General features: G+C 44.5%; 1 protein-coding gene and 2 pseudogenes. All 3 read right to left on the bottom strand.

From position 1 onward, the window contains the following. A pseudogene (locus tag ABD915_RS09790) lies at window positions 1-289 on the bottom strand (phage tail tape measure protein); the annotation flags it as partial. Between the two features lie 131 nt (window positions 290-420). Continuing rightward, complete coding sequence (locus ABD915_RS09785) at window positions 421-831, bottom strand: hypothetical protein (protein WP_345117762.1); 411 nt, start codon at window positions 829-831, stop codon at window positions 421-423. Between the two features lie 9 nt (window positions 832-840). Next, a pseudogene (locus ABD915_RS09780) lies at window positions 841-1057 on the bottom strand (phage major tail tube protein); the annotation flags it as partial.

Raw genomic sequence — 1057 nt, 5'->3', positions numbered from 1 at the left:
CCAAGCCTTTCATCGATTGATCAAATTGCATGGCTTTATAGAGCGGTGCAATTAAAGTTGCGGTTTGGGCAACAGCCCCCACCATGCGCCCACGCGCATGAATATAAGCATTTTGCGCTTTTTCTGTGGATTCCTTCAAGTGCTCAGGGTCAAACCACCCTTTAAAATGCTTTCGTGTTTGGTTTTGGAAATGCGCAACATCGCTACTGAAAGCTGCAAGGTCTCGCTTGGCAGAGGCTATCCCTTCTTGGAGATGATTCACAAAACGGACAACAAGGGAAACATCCATGATCGCATCTCATCCTAACATTTGGCTTTCATATTCTTGGGCTTTCAGGCGGGCTAATTCATAGCGATAGGAGACAACATCAAGCCAATCCATCTGGTTAATCTCTAGAGCCGACCAGTGATAATAAAGAGCTAGCTCTGCTCCAAATTGTCCAGCATAGGGGATTGGCGTTGCGTAAAAAAAGCAAAAAAAGCCTTAAACACTGCCACAAGATCAACAACATCAAGACGATCAATCAGTTCAACAGATTCATGAGACATTTCTGCCAAAAGCGCTGTAATGCCTTCTGTCGCCTCATGGGTAAACAACACTTGTGAAAGCTTAAGAATGAGAACATCATTGCTAGGGTTTTTTTGCTCTGCAAATTCAGGTACAAGCAGCTCTGTCAACTGTGGTCCAATCAGCACAGACAATTGCTTGGCATGTTTGAAAGTAGGGCGATAAAAGGTCAATTTATGCCGATGAGCTTTTCTGCCCTCACTGTCCTGATACAGAATGGGAACAGCTAATTCCACCTCAATACTGGTTTGTAAACTTGTCATGATCAATTCCTATAGATTGAGAATAGAGCGTCGACGCCCACCAATATCTTGCCCATTGCGGACAAGCCAACCGCCCCGTTTAAAAGAAAAGCGGTGAAGAACAGAGCCATCCCAAAATTCTGTGTAATCCCAAACATTCTTGATCTCGCAATCATAGCCTGTGGCTTTTCCAGCTGTTAAGCCTTCGCTATCGACTTTGACCAAGCGTCCTGTAACATCAATGGAA

The organism is Bartonella jaculi (assembly GCF_039543045.1).
Lineage (GTDB): Bacteria > Pseudomonadota > Alphaproteobacteria > Rhizobiales > Rhizobiaceae > Bartonella > Bartonella jaculi.
The sequence above is the reverse complement of the archived record's forward strand: the minus strand, read 5'-3'. Positions and strand labels throughout refer to the sequence as shown.

Coding starts and splice junctions, on each gene's coding strand:
- ABD915_RS09785 (WP_345117762.1), bottom strand. CDS start 831: ATGACAAGTTTACAAACCAGTATTGAGGTGGAATTAGCTGTTCCCATT.